This is a genomic window from Parabacteroides sp. AF39-10AC (assembly GCF_003635405.1).
In the GTDB taxonomy this organism is placed as follows: domain Bacteria; phylum Bacteroidota; class Bacteroidia; order Bacteroidales; family Tannerellaceae; genus Parabacteroides; species Parabacteroides distasonis.
Map to the genome: position 1 here is coordinate 15969 of NZ_QTLP01000019.1, position 16246 is coordinate 32214.

Sequence of the window (16246 nt, forward strand, 5' to 3'; positions counted from 1 at the left end):
TCATGGATACTTCAAGAGAGATAAAAGAGGATTCTTCTTTCAATATGACCCTATTAATCCTTGTCATAGGACTAGTAGGAATAGGAGGAGCTTTACTATTTAATAACATCCCTCTTTTCGGGATGATAATAGCTTTGCCTTTGTTATGTATAACCTGTATCCTATTATTGAAATATCCTTGGTTCATACTATTTGTCATTTTTACGATCAACTATTTCATATTGGGTATTACCCGATATATTCCAATAGAAGGCATTAGCGTAATCATGGATATCCTATACGTAACAGCCTTAGTATTACTATCCATTCATGCGGCCCTTTATCAGAACATCGAATGGAAAAGAGCAATTCACCCCTTAAGCGTCATGTGCTGTATATGGATGGGATATTGTATCTTTGAAATCGCTAACCCCTCCGGAGTACTTGAGGCTTGGATATTATCAAGAGGACTGATATTCAATGGGTTTATCATTGTTATTATTACATCGTTATTATGCACTCGTTACTCTTTTTTAAAATCCTTGATATTTTGTTTATCCCTATTCACCCTTTTAGCTATAACTAAAACCTTCATGCAAAAATATATTGGATTTGACAGTTTCGAGACCAAATGGCTTAATGAAGGGGGAGCTACGACTCATATCATATGGTCCGGAGTCCGCTATTTCTCTTTTTTCACCGACGCTAGCAATATGGGGGCGAATATGGGAGCCGCCACTATGTTCTTTGGGATCGCAGCATTCCACATGCGCTCCTATTTATGTAGAATATATTATTTAAGCATAGCTATCCTAGCCATTTATGCGATGTTCCTTTCCGGTACAAGAGGGGCCATGATCGTTCCATTAGCGGGATTGGCGCTTTATACATTCGTCAGTAAACAAACCAAAACCATTATCACAAGCTCGACCTTATTATTGCTTACTTATGTTTTTTTTGCCCTTACTACTATAGGAAATAGCAACGCTACCATCCGAAGGATGCGTACCGCATTCACCCCGACAGAAGACGCCTCATTCAATGTTCGAAAAGAAAATCAAAAGAAATTGGCATCCTACATGAAATACAAGCCTTTTGGAGAAGGGCTGGGATTATCAGGTGACAGGGCTGGAGAGAGAATATCAAAACGCTTTACCACCTCCATTCCAACAGATTCATGGTATGTCAAAATCTGGGTGGAGACAGGAGCGGTTGGCTTGACACTTTACCTAAGCATGATCTTTCTATCCATTGGATGGGGAGGATGGATCATAGCCATGCGGCTCAGAGATCCGGAGCTGAAAGGGCTACTGACAGGGTTACTTTGTGGCATATTCGGAATGTTTATCAATGCATACGGGAACTCTTTCTGGGGACAATTCCCGACAATGGTAATTTCCTTTACGGGACTTACTTTTATAATGGTAGGACCCTATCTAGATCAAGAAATACAAGAAAAAAAATCAACTGATTCAAATATAAAACACCATGATTGAGCAATTCTTTCAAATAGGAGAAAATTGGATAGACAAGGAGGAGTATCTATTTCAATTGATAGACGCCATCGTATTCCTATGTTTTATGGTATGCGTACTGTATTTATTCGTATTCGCCGTTTACTCTAAAAGGAAATCGACTTATAAATACCCTACGACTATGAAAAAATACCGTTTTGCGGCCTTATTTCCGGCCTATGGGGAGGATGAGGTAATTATAGACTCCGTCAAAAGTTTCCTTCAGCAAGACTATCCAAGAGAATTATATGATATTATCGTGATAGCCAACCAAATGCGTCAGGAAACCCTCGATAGGCTAAAGTCATTATCCGTAAAGATTATAAAAATGGAGAACCCACAAAGTACCAAAATAGAGGCCCTCAAGGCAGCCATCCGTTACATTGAAGAAGGAAAAACAAAATATGACAACGTGATTATCCTTGACGCCGATAATATCGTAAAAAACAATTATATAGAGAAAATAAACGATGCTATTTACGCAGGTTGTTCAGCCATACAGACGCATAGGGTAGCCAAGAACAGAGATAGCAGCATAGCGGTGCTCGACGCCGTTAGCGAGGAGATCAACAACTCTATTTTCAGGAAAGGACATACCCGCCTAGGTTTCTCGTCCGCCCTAAGTGGCTCGGGTATGGCTTTCGAATACGGTCTTTTCAAGAATATCATACAAGGTTGCAACGATATCGGAGAAGATAAGTACATGGAGCGAAAACTGTTACTCCAAAATATATATATCGAATATCTTGAAGATGTCTATACATACGACGAGAAAGTAAGAGGCAAGAAAGACTTCTATAATCAAAGACAGCGCTGGCTTGCCACACAATTCCACAACTTACTCTCAGGGATTCTCCAGATACCGGGAGCACTAATAAAAGGAAATTGGGACTATTGCGATAAATTATTTCAATGGATGATGCCCCCTCGTGTCTTATTGCTAGGGTTTATCACGTTAATTGCCGCCATCCTAAGTCCACTTGATATCATAATCTCCATTAAATGGTGGTTCCTCTTGATATGGCTAGGCATCACTTTTAGCGTAGCGGTTCCAGACTATTTAGTGGACCAAAAATTCAGGAAGGCGATCGCCAGTGTTCCCATCCTATTCTTCCTCATGTTCCTAAACACGTTCCGAATAGGGAAAAAGCATACATTCTCTCACACCAAACATTCTCCAAATCATGAAGATAGCCATTGAAGCCCAGCGAATTTTCCGTACGAATAAGCACGGGATGGATTTTGTAGCGCTCGAGAGCATTCGAGAGCTACAGAAAATCGACAAGGAAAATGAATATTTCATATTCGTAAGTCCGGGAGAAGATCATTGCCTAGAAGAAACAAGCAATACGCACATCGTGGAGGTAAAATGCCCCACCTACCCCCTTTGGGAGCAGGTGGCGTTGCCACGGGCTGTAGCCAAGATAAGGCCAGACCTATTGCATTGTACGAGTAACACGGCTCCGATTCATTGCCCCGTCCCATTGGTATTGACCTTGCACGACATCATCTTCCTTGAGCCCAAGCAGGGAGGTAATACATCATGGTACCAAAACATGGGTTGGCACTACCGACGTTTAGTAGTTCCCCGTATACTCCCTAAGTGTAAGAGAATCATTACCGTATCTCATTTTGAACGTGATCGGATTCGAGAGGCCTTATGTCTGCCCAAAGAACAAATCATGGCGATCTACAATGGATACAGCCAGCATTTTCATCCCCTATCAGGCATATCCGCCATCACCCATAAATACATTCATTCGGACGATTACCTTTTCTTCCTAGGAAATACGGACCCTAAGAAAAATGTACCCCGCACCTTGAAGGCATACAGTCTGTATCTCAAGCGCTCATCAAGAAAGCGTCCTCTATTAATAGCGGACTTACGCGAAGACAAGCTGGATATGATATTGAGAGAGCAGCATATAGAGGAAATCAAGCCTTACCTGTCTTACCCAGGTTACATCTCCAACAAGGATTTGGCATACTTGTACAATGGGGCCTTCGTCTTCCTATACACCTCCCTAAGGGAAAGCTTCGGTATCCCCATGCTAGAAGCTATGGCATGCGGTACACCCGTGATAACGGGGAATACCTCGGCCATGCCTGAGATCGCCGGAAAGGGAGGATTATTGGCAGATCCTTTCAACGAAGAAGAAGTAGCTTCCTTATTGCTGCGGCTAGAAGAAGATCAAGCATTCCATGATGAACAAATAAAATATGGATTACAAAGATCCCGATTATTCTCATGGAATCATACGGCTAGGAAACTATTGCAAGTTTATATGGAAGTCATTCAATCCTTAAAGAAATGAATATCAGCGATCTTAAACAAAAGATAAAGAAAAATGACAGATTAAAGAGAACGGTTCATTACTTAATAATGAATCAAAGAGGCTCTTGCCCTAGGTTATGGGTTAAATGGTTTGTCAATCCATTTATGTTAACCTATGGAAAACGGAGCAAGATCAGAAGATCTGCTATAATGAATGTCAGTCCCATTAACTCATTCATACTTGGACAGGAAAGTATAATTGAGCATTACGTCACGATAGACAACGGGGTAGGCCACGTACACATCGGTGATCATTCACGCATAGGCATACATAATACGATCATCGGTCCCGTTTTTATTGGGAATCAAGTTATCTTGGCTCAGAACATCACTATATCCGGGCTCAACCATACATACCATGATATTTCTAAACCAATCGTAAAACAAGGCATAACTACCTCCCCTGTGATCATAGAAGATGAGTCTTGGATAGGAGCGAACACGGTCATTACCTCAGGCGTACATATCGGCAAGCACTGCGTGATCGGCGCAGGCAGTGTCGTCACAAAAGATATACCAGATTACTCTGTGGCCGTAGGCAATCCTGCTAAAGTTGTCAAACATTATGACCCATGCGGACAGCAATGGAAACGAACCCGATAAAAGGGATCAATGCGATTCCTCAAAATGATAACATTTCGCATAAAGACCGGCTATCTTATCGGGATGGAGATACTTGTCGGCATACCTCCGGTTCTTAGCTCCTAAATCGTCCAAATCCATGTTCATGGCAGAGCGAAGCATTGAATTGACAGACCCTTGATCCGAGGGGGAAAAGACCAAGTTCGCTGTCACCCTCAGTAATTCACCCACATTCCCGCTATCAGGGCCAATGACACCCCGCCCGAACAAGAAAGCCATCGGAACTACTCCGGAATTAAGGATAACGCAACGCTGTATAAAGACAACATCAGACACCGCAAAATAATACGGTAAATCCTCATCTGATATAATCCGCTCATTATTCTCCGTTCGTACCCCTAAAAGATGTAATAAACAACGTATTACGGACAATAAAGGCTTCGGATAACTCCCCGGAAGCATTCTTGGGGCCAGCAAGAGCTTCTTCCTTCGAGGCAAAGAGAAAAAAGCTTTCAACGTCATCCAGACCTCATCTCTCCTCCGGAATTTGCCAAACGCCGTAACCACAAAAGTCCTCCGGTCAATGCCCCAATATTCTCTTGCCGCCTCTCTCGTCAGAGTATCGTCATAAGCGCCCAGATAAATCGGATGAGGAATTAGGACATGCCTACAATCAGGATATAGACCGGCCATCTTGCCTAGACTATAGTTACCGAGGTGTACCATGCAATCGGCCATTCTCTCTACCACTCTATAGCAAGCTTGATGCAAAGGACTTCCATAATGAGGGGATAAGTTGTGGCACGTATAATAAACCCGAGAGCCCTTCTCCTTAAAATATCTCAGCCGGGTCTCCAGCCGCTTATCGATATCCACGTCATTCACATTCCATCCCACCACTTCCTCAGGCCAATGAATGTGGATGATATCATAAGACCGGGATGGATTCCAAAACTCATCAACTGAGCTGATAGCCTCTATTCCATGAACAGAAAGCCTCGTTCGAATCACGGGAACAAATAAATTATCCCCATTTTTCTCTTTATAGACAAATAGGACTCTCATTTAATTTTATTGTTTTAATGTAAAGGTATGTATTTTTATCGAAAATAAGGAACACCTCATGAATAATTTAAATAAAAAACATATATTTGCCTATTAGGAGAATAATACACCTCTACTAGAAAAATATGGCATCAATACAAAAAGAGTTGGCATCTGGAATAATCTATACAGCTATATCAAAATACTCAGGAATCATCATTTCTTTAGCCGTGGCAGGTGTACTGGCCCGGCTGATCGATCCAGAGGAATTCGGGGTCGTAGCGATCGCCACCGTCATCATTTCATTTTTCAGTATTTTCAGTGATTTAGGGATCGCTCCAGCTATCATTCAAAACAAGCATTTAACAGAGGATAAACTTAACGATATATTCTCTTTTACACTATGGACCGGGATAGGGATCTCCATTTTATTCTTCTTGTCATCATGGCCAATCTCCTTATTTTACAAACAGAGTTCATTGCTATCCATATGTCATTTATTATCTTTCAACTTATTCTTTGCCTCAGCCAACATCGTTCCAAACGCACTATTATTCAAGGACAAAGAATTTAAATTTATAGCATACAGGAGTTTATTTGTTCAATGCATTGGAGGAATCATAGCAATCTTAGCAGCTATATCAGGAGCTGGATTATATGCCTTAATTATCAATCCTATATTCTCAAGCATCCTTATATTCATTATTTCCATAAGAAAAAAGCCCCAGAAATTAAAATACACATTTGGATCAAAATCCATTCATGAGATATTCAGTTATTCCGCATATCAATTCATGTTTAATGTGATAAATTACTTCAGCAGAAACCTTGATAAATTATTAATAGGAAAGTATATGAGTATGAATTCCTTAGGATATTACGAGAAGTCGTACCGCTTGATGATGCTCCCGTTGCAAAACATAACACATGTCATATCACCAGTCATGCATCCCGTCTTCTCCAATTTTCAAGATGATCCGCTTAAATTAGCCCTCTCCTACGAGAAAGTCATCCGCATCCTAGCATTCATCGGGTTCCCATTATCAGTATTATTATGGTTTTGCGCCAAGGAGATTACGCTCATCCTATTCGGAGACCAATGGCTGCCATCCGTTCCCGTATTTCAGATCCTATCCTTATCCGTAGGCATACAGATCATCCTGTCCACCTCCGGCTCCATCTACCAAGCAGCCAACGATACGAAAAGCCTGTTCATATGTGGCGTATTCTCAGCCCTATTGAACGTATCAGGCATCCTCGCCGGCATATTCATATTCAAGAGCCTCGAAGCTGTCGCATGGTGTATATGTGCGACCTTCGCCATCAATTTCATACAATGTTATGTATGGATGTATAAAGTGACGCTAAAACGCAGCCTAGCGTCTTTAATCAGACAACTTATTTCCCCAGCTCCGCTCGTGGGTATATTGATAGTATGCCTATGGTCTATCCACCAATCATCCATTATATTACCGGAGCTGGCAAACTTGTTCATAAAAGCGGTTATTGCCGTTCTCATCTCCTGCATATATATTCAATTGAGTGGCGTATATAACATAATTAACTTCCTAAAATCAAAGATAAAAAGATGAAAGCCCTATTCCTTATATTCCATGGATTTAACCCGGCGAACGGGATCAGCAAGAAGATACAATATCAAGTAGACGCTTTACAGGCATGCGGAGTGGATACAAGGCTTTGCTACATGCGAGAACCAGCTGGCAGGAAACTACGCATGATCGACTCCGAGATTTTACGGGATTACGGAACTGGCATAAAAGGCAAGATCCTTAAAAGAATCGAGTATTCCTCTATAGTGGAATACGTCAGGAAAGAAGGTATCGACCTCGTCTATATGCGCTCAGACAATAACGCGAACCCTTTCACGCTCCACATGGTATGGCAGATGCGTAAAAACCACGTGAAAGTGGTCATGGAGATACCTACATACCCCTATGACCAAGAATATATCGGTTTCTCCCGTAAGGCAACGCTGCTTATCGACAAATGCTTCCGCCATACGTTAGCTAAGCGGTTAAGCGGGGTCATCACCTTTTCCGATTACCAAACAATATTCGGTAGCCGTACCATACAAATATCGAACGGGATAGACTTCAAACAAATCAAGCTAAAGAAACACATAAACGACACGAGCCATGAGCTCCACTTGATCGGGGTGGCGGAAATCCATTACTGGCATGGCTTCGACCGCCTAGTAAAAGGCTTAGTCAATTATTACCAAGCAAACTCCGGATATAATGTATATTTCCACATCGTCGGCAATTTCGCGGCGAAACGGGAAGAGAACGATATTCTCCCACTCATCAAGAAATATAACTTAGAGAGATATGTGATCCTACACGGGATGAGACACGGGGAAGAATTGGATGAGCTCTTCGAACAGGCCGATATGGGCATAGGGAGCCTCGCACGCCATAGAAGCGGCATCACCCACATCAAAACACTGAAAAACAGAGAGTACGCAGCAAGAGGACTCCCTTTCATTTACTCCGAGATGGACAGTGATTTCGAGGGAAAGTCTTATATACTGAAAGCCAAAGCAGATGAAAGCCCGATCGAGATTCCCGCTATCCTGGAATTTCATAGGGGGCAAACGCTATCTCCCTGCCAGATCAGGGAGTCCGTCCTATCGCTTTCGTGGGAGAGCCAAATGAGTAAAGTATTAAGTGAAATTGATATAGAAAACAAAAAATAGAATAAGCCATGATTCCTAAAATCATACATCTCTGTTGGTTAAGTGGTGATCCATATCCACGGAAAATACAAGACTGCCTTGATAGCTGGAAAAAACACCTTCCTAGCTACGAGATCATTTTATGGGACACGAAACGTTTTAACATCCACGAAGTCCCATGGGTAGAGCAAGCGTTCAACACCAAGAAATACGCGTTCGCCGCCGATTACATCCGGTTGTACGCTCTTTACCACCATGGAGGAATCTACTTAGACTCAGACGTGGAGATACTGAAGAGCCTCGATAACTTTCTTGAGCTGCCCTATTTCGTCGGGGCGGAAACTTCCGGTACGATTGAGGCGGCCATATTAGGAGCCGAAAAAGGTTGTGACTGGATCAAATGCTGCTTGGATTATTATGAAGGACGAAATTTCATACGTGAAGACGGAAGTTATGATATCCGTATGCTACCGGAGATCCTGAACGAGACCATACTCCGTCTAAAGCCCGTCATAAACATGCCCAGCGGTAGCAATATCGACGATCTGAAGAAAAAAGACCTAGGAGAGGCTGTCTATGTCTTGCCCAAGGAATACTTCTCGCCTAAGGTATTCGATTCGAGAGAGGTATTCCTCACCCCTGAGACCCATGCGATTCATCATTACCAAAACTCATGGTTTTCGCATAAGGCTTTCGCCTACTACCGTACACGGACATTATTCATCAAGATATTCGGATACAAGGCCGTAAGGTCTTTGGAGAAGATGCTATTAAAACGATAATTATCATGAAATGGGCAAAAAAATACATATCCATATACAATCAACCCCTAGACAACGTCCATGAGGGGATCATTCAAGAAATCAAGCAAAAACTAGCGAAGGTACAAAGCGACGAGCCCGTGGTTACCGTATCCGTCATAGCTTACAATGAGGAGAGGCATTTATTGCCTTGCCTATGGGCGCTGAGTGAGATGAGATGCGAATATCCCGTGGAGATCATCGGCGTAAACAATGATTCATCCGATAGGACCGGTGAGATATTCCGTCTCGTAGGCCTCCCGCATTATTTGGAAAAACGACATAGTTGTGGATATGCCCGCCAATGCGGACTAGACCACGCACGAGGCAGATACCATATCAATATCGACGCAGATACCATGTACCCTCCCCTATACGTCCAGATCCTAGTAGATCATTTGCGGATTCCGGGAAACGTAGCCTGCTGCTCCTCATGGAGCTATATCCCGGATGAGCGACACTCAAGGCTCGACCTGTTCTTCTACGAGTTGTCACGGGATATCTATCTATACTTTCTATCATTCAAGCGCCCGGAACTAAGCGTAAGAGGGCTCGTTTTCGCCTATCATACAGAGCCGGCCCGGAGAATCGGGATTCGGGTAGATATAAAAAGAGGAGAAGACGGTACATTAGCCATGCATCTAAGAGAAGTAGGTAAGATCGTATTCATTCACGATCGCAAGGCGAGGGCCGTCACAGGGTACGGAACGGTGGGTCAAGACGGCTCCTTGCTCAATAGCCTAAAAGTAAGGGTATACAAAGCGTTAAGGAACATACACCAGCTTTTCACCAAACAAGAAAAGTATCAAGACGAGGAATCTAATTTAATTAAATAAGTAACATTATCATATAATAAGAGACGGGATATACCCCGTCTCTATAACAAACATAATTTTTTAAAGATAATAAATTCATTTTTAAGCAAAAGGTTACTCACCCCAATCTAGTCATAATAAAGAATCAAATTAATCATTTAAACCCACATTAGAAAAAATTATACCATGTTATAAAACAAAATAATTAACCAATAATAATGCTTGCATAAACCAAAACATAACCTTACCTTTGTAAAGAAAGTAGGAAATACAAATAAGTTGATTTAATGAGATACAAAATAAATAATTATTAATTCAAAAAAAGAAGGAAACGTTTCGTTTTCTATTCTTTTATTTTTATTATAAATACCTATTTATATCTTATATAGTGCGAAATGACGTTAAAAAGGGCATTCGAAAAATAGACACCTATTCAAGACAAACCACTATTTAACAGATTGTTAATCCTTAAACCCCCCATTCGATCGGGGGTTCGAAACTAGGTTCGATTCTTTATTTTCACCATTCAAAACAATACAAAGTACAATGAAACAGACAGTTAGCGTCAAAGAGTTAAAAAGTGGAGGTTACACACGTTTTCCGAGGTTATTTATCGACCTATTACTGCAAGATTACTATCCGAAGAACAAAACACGCCTTAAGATCGGCGTGTTCATATACATTTTCGGTAAACTAGCCAACAAGCCTTACAACTATCGATACGCCGGCGGCAAGCGGGTATCTATCTACGAGGGGCAGTGCATCATCCATATCACGACCATGGCCAGGGCATTGGGATGTTCCTTATACGCGGCGAGGAAAGCGCTGAACGAGCTGGCCGAGGAAAACATGATCCATAAGATCAAGGCAGGAAACGGCCTCGCCATCAAGGTACCCTTCTACAAGTCCCTCTTCATCAAGGAGGAGAAGATACAGAAAGATAACGACAAACAAGAACAGGAGTAAAGCATGGCAAACACGAGCAAAAACAAGAACGACCGCCCGGCGACACTGCCCGACGGCCTCGCCCTCCCGCAGGAGCAGGAGATCGAGAAAGCGATCTTATCGGGGCTTATGGCCTCCCACCGGCATATGCCCACGCTGGCGGCGCAACTGCTGCCGGAGATGTTCACGCTACCGCAAGTGGCGATGGCCTTCGAGGCGTACCTGAACATCTACAACCGGGGGGAGAGCGCCGACGCCCTCTCCGTGGAGAAGGAGCTGCGGAGGATAGCGCCCGATAAGGAGACGCTGGCCACCGACCTGTACCAGCTGGCGCTGGGCGGACGGTATCTGGAAACCAGCGACGAGTACATGCCTACCCACGCACGGCACCTGCGGGAGGCCTACGTGGCGAGGCAGTTCATGCTGAGCTGCTACGACTCGGCCTTGAAAGCCTCACGGCCGGACCGTGACACGGAGGCCTTGCTGAAGGAGATGGACTCGCACGTGGGCCGGCTGATGGAACGGCTCTCGCACGCCACGAACAGCGTAGGCATGAAGGAAGCCACCCTGCTGGCCAAGGAGCGCATGCTGGAGATACAACGCAGGGTGACGGAAGGACGCACGCCGGGCATACATACCGGCCTGGAGGGATTGGACCGGATGACGGGCGGCATGATGCCGGGCACGCTCAACGTGATCGCCGCACGCCCCCGGGTAGGCAAGACGGCCTTCGCCCTCTTCATGGCGCTGAACGCGGCGAGGAACGGGCACCCGGTCTGCCTCTACAGCCTAGAGATGTCGAAGGAGCAGCTGGTGTTCAGGCTGCTGGGATGCATAGCGGACATAGAGCCCTCCAAGATCCTGAAAGGGACCCTCTCCGCCCCCGAGATGAAGAGGATACAAAGGGCCTCCGACGAGCTGGAGCGACTGCCGATATGGATCGACGAGCGCACGGACCTGAGCGTGGCCGACCTGCGTTACCAGATCTCGCTCCGGCGGAAGCAGGGGCGGTGCGAGATGGTGATCGTGGACTACCTCCAACTGATGCTCTCGCCTTCCGAGGACCGCAAGAGCACGAACGACCAGATATCGGCCATCACACGGCAACTAAAGCTGATCGCCAAGGAGAACGACATCCCCGTCGTGCTGCTGAGCCAGCTGAACCGGAATTGCGAGGCGAGACCCACGCTGAAGAACATGCTGTCCGACCTGCGTGACTCCGGCTCCATCGAGCAAGACGCCGATACGGTATTCTTCCTCCGCCGCCTCTCCGTGATGAACATCGACGAGGACCCGGAGACCCGTCTCTCCACCGAGGGCCGGGGTACCCTCTCGATCGCCAAGAACCGGCACGGAGAGTCCGGGGAGGTGCGTTTCTGCCACAACAAGGGGGTTACCCGGTTCACCGACGACCGCACGCCGGTGCCGAACGACCGCAGACCGGCGAAAGCGGAGCTGGATAAAGACCTGTTCGGATGATCGCACGTGACACTTTACTGCGGGTACGGGAAACCGCCCGCATCGACGAGGTAGCGGCCGGGTACCTCACGCTACGGCGCTCCGGCAAGGACCTCGTGGCGCTCTGCCCTTTCCACGACGAGCGTCACCCCTCGTTCCGGATCAGCCCGGCGCTCAATATCGGGAAATGCTTCAGCTGCGGCGAGGCGGCGGACCCCATACGCCTCGTGCGCCACATGGAGGGATGCGGCTTCGAGGAGGCCGTACGGCTGCTGGCCCGCAAGTATGGCATCGAGGTGGAGGAGGAACGGGGCACGGAAGAGGCCGGACGGCACGAGGCACGACAGGCGATCTTACGCGGCAACGAGGCCTTCGCCCGCTCCCTCCTTCCCTACGATCCCGCCGAGGGGATAACGGGCGAGGACGAGAACGGCGAGGAAGACCTCAGGGCGCTCCGTGAGGCCTTTTCCCACTTCGGGGTAGGTATCTGCCCGCCCGACGCCCACGAGGGCTTCAGGCGCTTCCGGAGGCGGCTTGTCTTCCCGGTAAGGACCACCGGAGGGCAGATAGCGGGCTTCGCCGGGCGGTACCGGGGAACGGAGGGGGCGGGAACGGCCAAATACGTCAACTCCGATGACAGCGAGGCGTACCACAAGGGACGTATCCTCTACGGCCTGTACGAGGCGGTGAGGGCCGTCCGCACCGAGGGCGACGTGCTGCTATGCGAGGGTTACAAGGACGTGATCGCCTTCCACGCCGCCGGTATCCGTCACGCCGCCGGGCTTTGCGGCACGGCGCTCACCGAGGATCACGTGCGGATGATACGGAGGCTGACGGGGCACGTCACGCTCGCCCTCGACCCGGACCCGGCGGGACAGGCCGCCACCCTCCGCTCCGCCCGTCTCTTGCTGGCACGGGGATGCGAGGTGGGCCTCCTTCCCCTGCCCGGTGGCATGGACCCGGACGAGGTGTTCCGCCGGCTAGGGGCCGAGGCGCTGCGCAGGCTCGTGCGGACAGAGGCGGTGGATTACCTGAGCCACCGCATCCGGGAGGCGGCGGGGCGGAAAGGCGGACCCGACGCCGGGGGGATACGGGAGGTGCTCGGGGAGATCCGTCTCGTAGGCTCTCCGCTGGCCGTGTACCAGCGGGTGGAGGAGCTCTCCAAGGCTACGGGTATCCCTCTCGACGTATTGCGTGAGGAGTTGTCCGCCTCTCCCGGCGAGCCTGTCCGGACAGGGCCGGCGGAAGTAGTGACGGGCCTCCCTCCCGCACGCCTCCGGGAAAGGGCCTTGCTGCGTTTCTGCCTCGCCAACCACGACCGGATGTTCTACGCCGGGGATGGTAGCGGTATCTCCCTCCCGGCATGGGTCGCCTCCGAGTTGTCCACCGGCGGGATGCCCCTGACGGAACCCGCCCATCTCGACCTGCTGACTCTCCTCTCGGGAGGCGGCCATCCGGACGGGATCACGGACGAGTCTCTTTCCGCCCTCATCCTCTCCCTCCGTTCCTCCTACCCGGAGGAGGGACCGCCGGAAAGGCTCCCCGACGAACTCTTGCCCGACGAGGCCGAACGCCAGCTCTTCCTCTACGCCGAGCCTTTCATACACGACCGGCTACAACGCACGGCCGCACGCCTCCGCTCCGCTACCTCGACCGGTGAGCGGGCGGCATGCCTCGGGGAACTAAGGGATTGTTTCGCCTTGAGCGACCGGATCGGGAGGGTGCTGGGAAGCCAGAGCGTGAGGCGGGTGGAGGGCTGACCCGCCAACCATCAGCCGCCCACAAAAAAACACTACTGTGTTTGGCACCGAACACTATTGTGTTGGGAAGCCAACACAGTAGTATCCGAAGCCAAACACAGTAGTGTCCGGACCGGAAATACGATAGTCCTTTTATTTCATGCTATCCAACCAACGCTTGCCGGATGGCGTGTACATCCAAACGATAAACACCACAAGTATCAATAGCATTACCCCGAAAAGAAATGTCAATGGATTCATAGCTCTTTATTATTTCAAGATTTTATTACCACAGAAAGCTAACCCGACAGAGAACAAGATCCCTACCATGAACATTCCAATCATACTTATCTCTATCTTTTCCGATTGGAATAACATAGCTATTCCACCCAGCACCAACGCCGTGAACGTCAGTTTTGACAAATCGTAAAAATATTTGCCCAACGTCTCACGCTGGCACTTCGCCCGTTCACGGGACTCACCTCTCGCGTCTCGCCGCTTGTCTTTCTCTTTCATACCGTAAATTTTTCATGTCAATCGAATTTTGATAAGGCAAACATACGCTTATTTTTCTTGACAAACAAGCATTCTCCCCCCTAAAATCACCTCTTTACCCCCATTCACCCGACCTCGCCCCCCTTCGTCCCCGTTGACCGGAATCCCACCGGCGGCATGTCGTACCTTTACGACGTAATCAATAAAACACCAGACATTATGCCGATCAAGTACCGATTAGTCTTACGAAAAGACATGACCAAGGGAGCCGCCGCCGGCTCCAAGTTGTATTACGCCGTGAACAAGTCCACCGGCACCTGCGATTTCGAGGAGCTGTGCGACCAGATCGCCGACCGCAGCACCGCCTCCCGGGGCGACGTGCAGGTCGTGGTAGACGGCCTTCTCTACATCCTCAAGCAACGCCTCCAGAAAGGGGAGACCGTCCAGCTGGGCGATCTCGGCCACTTCCAAGCCGTGATCGGCAGCAAGGGCACCAAGCTGGAGGCCGACTTCAACGCCTCCCTTATCAAACGTCCCCGGATCGTCTTCCGTCCGAGCGTGACGCTAAAGAGCGTCACCGGCCTCGCCAAGTTCGAGAAGATCGTGCCCGACGCACCCGCCCCGGGAGGAGGCGACAGCGAATCCCCCGACGAGATCTGACTCAGGGCTCCCCTAGATGAGAAACGATGCACTCCCGCTGACGGGGCGATAAGATCCGTTGGCGGGGATGCCATCCGCACTCCTCCAGCCGCTCCATCAACTTCCCGCTGACACGTATCCACCGGGACAGCTTATCCGAGGCTTTCTTCTTCGACAATAAGGGAAAATAACTCATCGCTATATCACAAAAATAATAGGCGCCGACACCGGTCTCCCGCTTTTCCATACTGATGCTGTTTATTTATTAACTTATTCAAAGATAGTAATTTAAGATTAATTTTCCAAGAAAAATCAAACCATAATTCATCGTATATATCATGAAACAAGCCTATATCTCCACCCACCTTGCCGACGCCCAGTCCGCCGGCGACCGCTTCCACCTAAACCCCATCATCCTCCTTGCCCAAGCCGCCCTAGAAAGCGGCTGGGGCACCTCCCGCCTAGCCCGGGAGGCCAACAACCATTTCGGCATCACCGGCTACGGGGCGAGCAACGCCTTCTGGCACGGGGGCCGCGTCACCGCCCGATACAAGCGGGGCGAGTTGCTATTCCGCCGCTACGACTCGGCACGCAACTCCTACCTCGACTTCGCCCGCCTCCTCGTCTGCTCCTACCCGCAGGCCGCCGCCATGAGCCGTTTCCCCGCCGACTACGCCAAGGCCATCGCCTACAGCCCCTACATCAGCGAGCTGAACGGCGACAACCGGGAGCGCTACCGGGAGACGCTGGTACAGCTCTGCCGCGAGATCGAACCGATTTACTCATCCCTAAAAAACAACAATTGATATGAATAAGATACGACAAATACTAGCCTTCGTCCGCAGCCTGCTGGATTTCTTGCTAAACCTAGGATCTCACACGCCCCAAAAACAACCGCCCCATGACACGACCGACACTCCCACGGAGCCCACGCCCCCCTTTCCCCCACTTCCGCCTGCTCGCCTTGGCCAGCCTCTTCCTGCTGGCGGTACTCTCCCTCCTGCTGGACATGCGGGAGGCGGCGCTGGCGGCTATCGGGGCGATACTCTCGCTCTCGTCCACCCCTCGCCCGGCCCCTTGAACCTGCTGGGCTGGGGGCTGATACTCTCGGCGGCGCTGAGCTCGCTGGGAAAGATATGGCCCCCTTAGGTGAGAAAAAAACGGCAGAATCAAACTCTTATTGAAAATTATAAGTACTTTTGTAAA

The 16246-nt window shown here is 48.4% G+C and carries 16 protein-coding genes; 13 read left to right on the forward strand and 3 right to left on the reverse strand.

The features are described 5' to 3' along the window. Window positions 1-2 precede the first annotated feature (2 nt). The 4 genes from DW033_RS25340 to DW033_RS16375 are packed head-to-tail and all read left to right on the forward strand — an operon-like array spanning window position 3 to window position 4431. Window positions 3-1475: an O-antigen ligase gene (locus tag DW033_RS25340; protein WP_048927370.1), complete on the forward strand. Its 1473-nt coding sequence runs from the start codon at window positions 3-5 to the stop codon at window positions 1473-1475. Then, entirely contained in the window at window positions 1468-2694 is a 1227-nt protein-coding gene (locus DW033_RS16365; protein ID WP_005856568.1) for a glycosyltransferase family 2 protein, read from the forward strand. The genes DW033_RS25340 and DW033_RS16365 overlap by 8 nt, the downstream gene beginning before the upstream one ends. Further along, window positions 2678-3808 carry a glycosyltransferase family 1 protein gene (locus DW033_RS16370; RefSeq protein WP_011966382.1) on the forward strand — a complete coding sequence of 377 codons (1131 nt, stop codon included), beginning with the start codon at window positions 2678-2680 and terminating at the stop codon, window positions 3806-3808. Before DW033_RS16365 ends, DW033_RS16370 begins: the two co-directional genes overlap by 17 nt. Next, entirely contained in the window at window positions 3805-4431 is a 627-nt protein-coding gene (locus DW033_RS16375; RefSeq protein ID WP_005856563.1) for a DapH/DapD/GlmU-related protein, read from the forward strand. Before DW033_RS16370 ends, DW033_RS16375 begins: the two co-directional genes overlap by 4 nt. Before the next feature lie 6 nt (window positions 4432-4437). Here DW033_RS16375 and DW033_RS16380 read toward each other — a convergent pair whose 3' ends face one another. Continuing rightward, window positions 4438-5475, reverse strand: a complete 1038-nt coding sequence (locus DW033_RS16380) for a hypothetical protein (protein ID WP_122297337.1) — start codon at window positions 5473-5475, stop codon at window positions 4438-4440. Window positions 5476-5600: 125 nt separating this feature from the next. On the opposite strand from DW033_RS16380, the gene DW033_RS16385 reads away from it, so the two are divergent. The 7 genes from DW033_RS16385 (at window position 5601) to DW033_RS16415 (ending at window position 13927) form a co-directional block, all read left to right on the forward strand. Further along, entirely contained in the window at window positions 5601-7046 is a 1446-nt protein-coding gene (locus DW033_RS16385) for a lipopolysaccharide biosynthesis protein (protein WP_005856560.1), read from the forward strand. Further along, window positions 7043-8170: a glycosyltransferase family 1 protein gene (locus DW033_RS16390; protein WP_048927371.1), complete on the forward strand. Its 1128-nt coding sequence runs from the start codon at window positions 7043-7045 to the stop codon at window positions 8168-8170. The genes DW033_RS16385 and DW033_RS16390 overlap by 4 nt, the downstream gene beginning before the upstream one ends. An 8-nt stretch (window positions 8171-8178) precedes the next feature. Next, window positions 8179-8931, forward strand: coding sequence for a glycosyltransferase family 32 protein (locus DW033_RS16395; protein WP_005856556.1), 753 nt, complete (start codon window positions 8179-8181; stop codon window positions 8929-8931). A 5-nt stretch (window positions 8932-8936) separates the two neighbouring features. After that, entirely contained in the window at window positions 8937-9785 is an 849-nt protein-coding gene (locus DW033_RS16400; protein WP_022192103.1) for a glycosyltransferase family A protein, read from the forward strand. A gap of 525 nt (window positions 9786-10310) precedes the next feature. Beyond that, complete coding sequence (locus DW033_RS16405; protein WP_011966385.1) at window positions 10311-10730, forward strand: hypothetical protein; 420 nt, start codon at window positions 10311-10313, stop codon at window positions 10728-10730. Between the two features lie 3 nt (window positions 10731-10733). Continuing rightward, window positions 10734-12188 (forward strand): DnaB-like helicase C-terminal domain-containing protein, encoded by a 1455-nt coding sequence (locus tag DW033_RS16410; protein ID WP_121960923.1) that lies wholly within the window; start codon window positions 10734-10736, stop codon window positions 12186-12188. Beyond that, a complete protein-coding gene (locus DW033_RS16415; RefSeq protein WP_122382938.1) occupies window positions 12185-13927 on the forward strand; it encodes a DNA primase in 1743 nt (580 codons plus the stop codon). The genes DW033_RS16410 and DW033_RS16415 overlap by 4 nt, the downstream gene beginning before the upstream one ends. Before the next feature lie 249 nt (window positions 13928-14176). Here DW033_RS16415 and DW033_RS16420 read toward each other — a convergent pair whose 3' ends face one another. Then, complete coding sequence (locus tag DW033_RS16420; RefSeq protein ID WP_044545084.1) at window positions 14177-14422, reverse strand: DUF6722 family protein; 246 nt, start codon at window positions 14420-14422, stop codon at window positions 14177-14179. A gap of 198 nt (window positions 14423-14620) precedes the next feature. Here DW033_RS16420 and DW033_RS16425 point away from each other — a divergent pair, with 198 nt between their 5' ends. Beyond that, entirely contained in the window at window positions 14621-15061 is a 441-nt protein-coding gene (locus DW033_RS16425; RefSeq protein ID WP_122377405.1) for an HU family DNA-binding protein, read from the forward strand. Window position 15062: 1 nt separating this feature from the next. On the opposite strand, the gene DW033_RS16430 is transcribed toward DW033_RS16425, so the two are convergent. Next, window positions 15063-15287, reverse strand: coding sequence for a DUF4248 domain-containing protein (locus tag DW033_RS16430; RefSeq protein ID WP_005856539.1), 225 nt, complete (start codon window positions 15285-15287; stop codon window positions 15063-15065). Between the two features lie 91 nt (window positions 15288-15378). On the opposite strand from DW033_RS16430, the gene DW033_RS16435 reads away from it, so the two are divergent. Continuing rightward, window positions 15379-15846, forward strand: a complete 468-nt coding sequence (locus DW033_RS16435; RefSeq protein ID WP_044545083.1) for a glucosaminidase domain-containing protein — start codon at window positions 15379-15381, stop codon at window positions 15844-15846. The last annotated feature ends 400 nt before the right edge of the window (window positions 15847-16246 follow it).

Excerpts from the sequence above, each read along its gene's own strand:
- DW033_RS16410 (WP_121960923.1), top strand. The coding sequence starts at position 10,734 with ATGGCAAACACGAGCAAAAACAAGAACGACCGCCCGGCGACACTGCCC.
- DW033_RS16390 (WP_048927371.1), top strand. The coding sequence starts at position 7,043 with ATGAAAGCCCTATTCCTTATATTCCATGGATTTAACCCGGCGAACGGG.
- DW033_RS16400 (WP_022192103.1), top strand. The coding sequence starts at position 8,937 with ATGAAATGGGCAAAAAAATACATATCCATATACAATCAACCCCTAGAC.
- DW033_RS16370 (WP_011966382.1), top strand. The coding sequence starts at position 2,678 with ATGAAGATAGCCATTGAAGCCCAGCGAATTTTCCGTACGAATAAGCAC.
- DW033_RS16420 (WP_044545084.1), bottom strand. The coding sequence starts at position 14,422 with ATGAAAGAGAAAGACAAGCGGCGAGACGCGAGAGGTGAGTCCCGTGAA.
- DW033_RS25340 (WP_048927370.1), top strand. The coding sequence starts at position 3 with ATGGATACTTCAAGAGAGATAAAAGAGGATTCTTCTTTCAATATGACC.
- DW033_RS16395 (WP_005856556.1), top strand. The coding sequence starts at position 8,179 with ATGATTCCTAAAATCATACATCTCTGTTGGTTAAGTGGTGATCCATAT.
- DW033_RS16365 (WP_005856568.1), top strand. The coding sequence starts at position 1,468 with ATGATTGAGCAATTCTTTCAAATAGGAGAAAATTGGATAGACAAGGAG.
- DW033_RS16435 (WP_044545083.1), top strand. The coding sequence starts at position 15,379 with ATGAAACAAGCCTATATCTCCACCCACCTTGCCGACGCCCAGTCCGCC.
- DW033_RS16380 (WP_122297337.1), bottom strand. The coding sequence starts at position 5,475 with ATGAGAGTCCTATTTGTCTATAAAGAGAAAAATGGGGATAATTTATTT.
- DW033_RS16425 (WP_122377405.1), top strand. The coding sequence starts at position 14,621 with ATGCCGATCAAGTACCGATTAGTCTTACGAAAAGACATGACCAAGGGA.
- DW033_RS16375 (WP_005856563.1), top strand. The coding sequence starts at position 3,805 with ATGAATATCAGCGATCTTAAACAAAAGATAAAGAAAAATGACAGATTA.
- DW033_RS16405 (WP_011966385.1), top strand. The coding sequence starts at position 10,311 with ATGAAACAGACAGTTAGCGTCAAAGAGTTAAAAAGTGGAGGTTACACA.
- DW033_RS16430 (WP_005856539.1), bottom strand. The coding sequence starts at position 15,287 with ATGGAAAAGCGGGAGACCGGTGTCGGCGCCTATTATTTTTGTGATATA.
- DW033_RS16385 (WP_005856560.1), top strand. The coding sequence starts at position 5,601 with ATGGCATCAATACAAAAAGAGTTGGCATCTGGAATAATCTATACAGCT.
- DW033_RS16415 (WP_122382938.1), top strand. The coding sequence starts at position 12,185 with ATGATCGCACGTGACACTTTACTGCGGGTACGGGAAACCGCCCGCATC.